At 72.2% G+C, this 6,148-nt stretch carries 5 protein-coding genes; all 5 read left to right on the forward strand.

Features of this window, described 5'->3' with window-relative positions:
- The first annotated feature begins 652 nt into the window (after positions 1 to 652).
- Positions 653 to 1,174, forward strand: coding sequence for a MarR family winged helix-turn-helix transcriptional regulator (locus DQW06_RS02205; RefSeq protein WP_041552213.1), 522 nt, complete (start codon positions 653 to 655; stop codon positions 1,172 to 1,174).
- Positions 1,175 to 1,245: 71 nt separating this feature from the next.
- A complete protein-coding gene (locus DQW06_RS02210; protein WP_117197873.1) occupies positions 1,246 to 2,973 on the forward strand; it encodes a methylmalonyl-CoA mutase in 1,728 nt (575 codons plus the stop codon).
- Positions 2,974 to 3,155: 182 nt separating this feature from the next.
- A complete protein-coding gene (locus DQW06_RS02215) occupies positions 3,156 to 4,145 on the forward strand; it encodes a tetratricopeptide repeat protein (RefSeq protein WP_117197874.1) in 990 nt (329 codons plus the stop codon).
- A 72-nt stretch (positions 4,146 to 4,217) separates the two neighbouring features.
- A complete protein-coding gene (locus DQW06_RS02220; protein ID WP_013151420.1) occupies positions 4,218 to 4,946 on the forward strand; it encodes an AAA family ATPase in 729 nt (242 codons plus the stop codon).
- 302 nt (positions 4,947 to 5,248) lie between these two features.
- A partial coding sequence (locus DQW06_RS02225) for an NAD-dependent malic enzyme (protein WP_198662363.1) occupies positions 5,249 to 6,148 on the forward strand: 900 nt, incomplete at its 3' end.

Here is a 6,148-nt window from a genome sequence, read left to right on the forward strand (position 1 = left end):
GGGGGGACGGGCGACCGTGCTCCTGGAGCGGATGACCCCGCTCTCAAAGCGGATGGACCCTGCTCTCGGAGCGGAGGGGATGGGCTGCGGTCGTGTGCGGGGGATCGCGGGGAGAACCGCGGTCCGTCAGCGGGGTTCGGCGGCCTCCCAGGGGGTGGTCCACGGGCCAAGTGAGGACAGGTCGTCACCTTGAGCCTCTGACGTGGGGGGATAAATTTTTAGGAAACTTAACTAATAATTCCGCGCTCCGTCAAGACCCGGCGGGGACTCTCCGTTCTCCCCCGCGTGCGCGGCGGTGGGCTCCGCGTGCCCCTCGCCGGAGGACCGGTGGATTTGCCGAGCTGGCGGGGTGGACCAGTTCCGAGCGCGGAACCTGTCCCTTTGTGGCCACGGAAAAGTCTTGCCTTCTTTCTCGTCCGCTGTTAGGCGCTCTGTGTGTTTCCCGCTCCGGGGCCCTCCCGGCCTCATGCAACCCCCATGTCACACCCGCCTCGGAGTGCCGGTTCCGTCACTGCGGTCGACCTGGGTGGAGGCCCGGGCCGTGCCCGGCGCGGCGCCCGGCGGCCGGGCCGCGCGGGAGCGGGGGCGTGCCCCCTTCCGGTCAGGCGGGCGCGCCCTCCCCGCTGACTAGAGTGAACCCGTGGGTAACCCGTTGAATCTTCCGTTCGACCCGATCGAGCGGGCACACGACAACTGGACGCGCAGATGGGGGCCCTCGCCCGCCATGGCGGCGGTCACCTCGGTCATGCGCGCGCAGCAGATCCTGATCGGGGAGCTGGACGGCGCCCTCAAGCCGTTCGGCCTGACCTTCGCCCGCTACGAGGCGCTCGTCCTGCTCACCTTCAGCGGTTCCGGCTCGCTGCCCCTGGGCAAGATCGGCGAGCGTCTCATGGTGCACCCGACCAGCGTCACCAACACCATCGACCGGTTGGAGGGGCAGGGCTTCGTGCGCCGCCGCCCCAACCCGAGCGACGGTCGCGGCGTGCTGGCCGAGATCACCGACGCCGGGCGCCGGGTCACCGAGGAGGCGACCGGGGCGCTGCTGTCCATGGACTTCGGCCTGGGCTGCTACTCCGACGAGGAGCTGTGGCGCATGCACGAGATGTTCACCCGGCTCAGGGTGGACTTCGGCGACTTCCCCGAGCCCGTCGCGGAGGCCGCCGAGGGCCGCTGACCGCCCGCCGCGCCCCGGCGCCGCGGGCGCCCTCCCTGTACATCATTAGTTGGACGTCCTACTATCTCGGTATGGCGAACACCACGAGCGGTCCCAGCGGCGGCGGGGCCCGGGAGATCGAGGCCGGACGCGAGCGCTGGCAGCGCCGCTACGACTCGGCGCGCACACGCGACGCCGACTTCACCTCCCTGTCCGGGCGCACCCTGGAACCCGTCTACGGTCCCCGTCCCGGCGCCGAGGTCCCCGGTTTCGAGCGCATCGGCTGGCCGGGGGAGTACCCCTACACCCGCGGCCTCCACGCCACCGGCTACCGGGGACGGGCGTGGACCATCCGCCAGTTCGCCGGGTTCGGCAACGCGCGCCAGACCAACGAGCGCTACAAGATGATCCTGGCCTCGGGCGGGGGCGGGCTCTCGGTCGCCTTCGACATGCCCACCCTCATGGGCCACGACTCCGACTCCCCCCACGCGCTGGGCGAGATCGGCCACTGCGGCGTGGCCATCGACTCCGTCGCCGACATGGACCTGCTCTTCGACGGGATCCCGCTCGGCGAGACCACCACCTCCATGACCATCAGCGGTCCGGCCGTCCCGGCCTTCTGCATGTACCTGGTGGCGGCCGAGCGCCAGGGGGTGGACATCCGCACCCTCAACGGCACGCTCCAGACCGACATCTTCAAGGAGTACATCGCCCAGAAGGAGTGGCTCTACCCGCCGGAGCCGCAGCTGCGGCTGATCGGCGACCTCATGGAGTACTGCGCGGCCGACATCCCCGCGTACAAGCCGCTGTCGGTGTCGGGCTACCACATCCGCGAGGCCGGGGCCACGGCCGCCCAGGAGCTCGCCTTCACCCTCGCCGACGGCTTCGGCTACGTCGAACTCGGCCTCTCCCGCGGGCTGGACGTCGACACCTTCGCACCGGGGCTGTCCTTCTTCTTCGACGCGCACATCGACTTCTTCGAGGAGATCGCCAAGTTCCGCGCCGCCCGCCGCATCTGGGCGCGCTGGCTCCGTGACGTCTACGGCGCCAGGACCGAGAAGGCGCAGTGGCTGCGGTTCCACACCCAGACCGCGGGGGTCTCCCTGACCGCCCAGCAGCCCTACAACAACGTCGTGCGCACCGCCGTGGAGGCGCTCTCGGCGGTCCTGGGCGGCACGAACTCGCTGCACACCAACGCCCTGGACGAGACCCTGGCGCTGCCGACCGAGCAGTCCGCCGAGATCGCCCTGCGCACCCAGCAGGTCCTCATGGAGGAGACCGGGATCGTCAACGTCGCCGACCCGCTCGGCGGATCCTGGTACCTGGAGTCGCTCACCGACGAGCTGGAGGCCGAGGCGGAGCGGATCTTCGCGCACATCCTGCGCATGGGCGGGGGCGAGGGCGCCGAGCACGCGATCGGCCCGATGACCTCCGGCATCCTCGCCGGGATCGAGAACGGCTACTTCAGCTCCGAGATCGCCGAGTCCGCCTTCCAGTACCAGCAGGCACTGGAGAAGGGCGACAAGAAGATCGTGGGCGTCAACTGCCACACCAACACCGTCTCCGGCGAACTGGACATCCTCCGGATCAGCCACGAGGTCGAGCACGAGCAGAAGCGCGCGCTCGCCGAGCGCCGCGCCGCACGCGACGGCGCCGCCGTGGACCGCGCCCTGGCCGCCCTGCTGGCGGGCGTGCGCTCCGGCGGGGGCAACCTCATCCCGCTGATCATGGACGCGGCCCGCGCCGAGGCCACGCTCGGCGAGATCTGCGCGACCATGGGGGAGGAGTTCGGGACCTACACCGAGGACCCGCGGTTCTGACCCGTCCGAGGCGCCCGGGGGCGCCGCCCGTCGTCGTGCACCCCCGGGATGCCCGAACGGAGCCCCCTCGGCCCTCCGCCCGCGGCCGCCCCGCGACGCGGGGAAGCGCGACCCGTTCGCGTCCGGACCGACTCGTCCACAGGCGGTCCACGTCCCGCCCGCGCATACGGCAGGATGGAGGCATGCAGCCTTCGGACTTTTCACCGAACAGTGCCGTGGACCTCGGCGCGCGCAAGGCGGCCATGGAACGCGAGGCCAAACAGCGCGCGGCGGAGTCGGCGGGTCGATCCAACCCCTACGCCGTCAACGTCGACGAGGCCACCTTCCAGGCCCAGGTCCTGGAGCGGTCGATGTCGACCCCGGTCGTGCTGGCCGTCCTCGCGGGCTGGTCCGAGCAGTCCAAGCAGGTCGAGGACGCCCTGGACAAGATCTCCGCGGCCTCCGGCGGCACCTGGTTCCTGGCCAAGGTCGACAGCGAGGCCAGCCCGCAGCTGGTCCAGGCCCTGCGGGTGCCCACCACCCCGATGATCGTCGTGGTGATCCAGGGCCAGCTCCTGCCCGGCCCGGCGGGTCCGGCCACCGAGGAGCAGCTCACCGCCTGGCTGGTCGAGGCGTTCGCCGCCCTCAAGGAACAGGGCGCGCTGCCCCCGGGCCACCCCGGCACCATCACCGGTGAGCCCGGCGCCGAGGGCGCCCAGGGCGCGCAGGCGGCCCAGCCCGAGGAGCCCCAGGGCCGTCCCGTGGACATCGAGGCCCAGGAGGCCCTGGACCGCGGCGACTTCGAGGCGGCCGCGGCCGTCTACGCCAAGGCCGTGGAGGCCGACTCCGGCGACACCGAGTCCAGGGCCAAGCTCGCCCAGGTCCGGCTGGTCGGCCGCCTCCAGGAAGTGGACGCGGGCGCCGCCCTCCAGGCCGCGGCCGACCGGCCCGAGGACGTCGCCGCCCAGACCACCGCGGCCGACGTCGAGATGTACGGCGGCAGGTTCGAGGACGCCTTCGCCCGCCTCGTCGACACGGTCAGGATCACCTCCGACGAGGACCGCGACAGGGCGCGCACCCACCTGCTGGGCCTGTTCGAGCTGCTGCCCCCGGGGGACCCGCGGGTCAACGCCGCCCGCCGACCACGGCTTTCCCGTCGGCCACGGGCAGGCCGCGCCGACCGCGGGACATAACCCGCGCACAGCGGGTACAACCCCGTCAGGAGACGGGCTCACCGCCCGTCGCGGAAGTGGCAGGTTCACCCCATGGCTACCGACGACACCACCGACAGACGCGGCGGACCCCTGGTCACGATCTCGGCCACCTACGGCGCGGGAGGCAGCGCGGTGGGCCCCGCCGTCGCCGCCCGGCTCGGCGTGGCCTTCCTCGACCGGGCCGTGCCCAGCGCGGTGGCCGCCCGTATCGGTTGCTCGCTCGACGAGGCGCTCCAACGCGACGACCGCGCTCCCGGCAGGCTCGAACGCCTGCTCTCCAGCGCCGCGCGCCTGCCCACCGTCACCCTCGGCAGCGTGGACACCGCCCTCATCGGCAGCACCGACGAGGAGGGCCGCCTCCTCTACGACCACGAGTTCGTGGAGCAGACCGAACGGGTCCTGGGCGAGGTGGCCCGACAGGGCGGCGTCGTCCTCGGCCGCGCCGGGGCCGTGGTCCTGCGCGACCGTCCCGGCGCCCTGCACGTGCGCCTGGACGGCGACCCCGACGCGCGCCTGCGCCGGGCGCGCGGGCTGTGGGAGTCCGGAGACCACGGCGAGTGGACGGGCACCGACTCCGACGAGCCGCCCAACGCGCGCCTGCTCGACGACAACGACCGCGCCCGGGCGGCCTACGTGCGGCGCTTCTACCGCGCCGACCCCGCCGACCCCCGCCACTACCACCTGGTCCTGGACGCGGTGTCGCTGTCGCTGGAGGCCTGCGTGGACCTCGTCGTGCGCGCCGCCCGCGACCGCGCGACCGTCCCCTCCGGGGGCGCCTGAGCCGCCCCGCATTGTCCGCCGCGACACCCGCGCGCTGGCGTAATTTATGCGATTTTTTACCAGCGCGGTAATTGTCACCTTGTGCTGACGGTTGGGGCTTGACTCAGGTAAGGTAAGGCGACTCGGTCACGGGTCAGCCCCCGCCCGGAACCGGGGTCCGAGTGGCGGTGCGCGAGCACCGTGCCCACAGGACACACGGCACCCCCCATCCCGCGCACGCGCGCAGGCGGCGCCGTGCACCGGCGAGCGCCCCGGCGGGGCGCCCCGGACGCACCACACCAGCCAGAGCCAAGGAGCAACACGTGGCCACCCTTCCCAGCGTTTCCTACTCCATCACCGTCCGCCTCGAACTGGACGCTGGGGGCAGTGCGGTCGGCAGTCTCACCAACGCCGTCGAGCAGGTGGGCGGCATGATCACCGCGCTGGACGTGGCCGCCGCCGGACACGAGCGCATCCGCATCGACGTCACCTGCGCCGCCCGCGACACCGAGCACGCCCAGGCCATCGTCGACGCCCTGGGCGCCGTCGAGGGCGTGGTCGTGCACAAGGTCAGCGACCGCACCTTCCTCATGCACCTGGGCGGCAAGATCGAGATGAAGTCCAAGGTGCCGCTGCGCAACCGCGACGAGCTCTCCATGGCCTACACCCCCGGCGTCGCCCGCGTCTCCCAGGCCATCGCCGCCAACAAGGACGACGCCCGGCGCCTGACCATCAAGCGCAACAGCGTCGCCGTGGTCACCGACGGCTCCGCGGTCCTGGGCCTGGGCAACATCGGCCCCGAGGCCGCCATGCCCGTCATGGAGGGCAAGGCCGCCCTGTTCAAACGCTTCGCCGACATCGACGCCTGGCCCATCGCCCTGGACACCCAGGACGTGGACGAGATCGTGCGCACCGTGCAGGTGCTGGCGCCCGGGTTCGGCGGCATCAACCTGGAGGACATCTCCGCCCCCCGCTGCTTCGAGGTCGAGGCCCGCCTGCGCGAGCTGCTCGACATCCCCGTCTTCCACGACGACCAGCACGGCACCGCCATCGTCGTGCTCGCCGCCCTGCGCAACGCTCTGCGCGTGGTGGGCAAGAAGCTCGGCGAGGTCCGCATCGCCATGTCCGGCGCGGGCGCGGCCGGAACCGCGATCCTCAAGCTCCTCATGCACGCCGGGGCGCGCGACGTCATCGTCAGCGACGTGCACGGCGCCGTGCACGCC

The sequence above is a fragment of the Nocardiopsis sp. TNDT3 genome (assembly GCF_003427465.1).
GTDB lineage: Bacteria > Actinomycetota > Actinomycetes > Streptosporangiales > Streptosporangiaceae > Nocardiopsis > Nocardiopsis dassonvillei.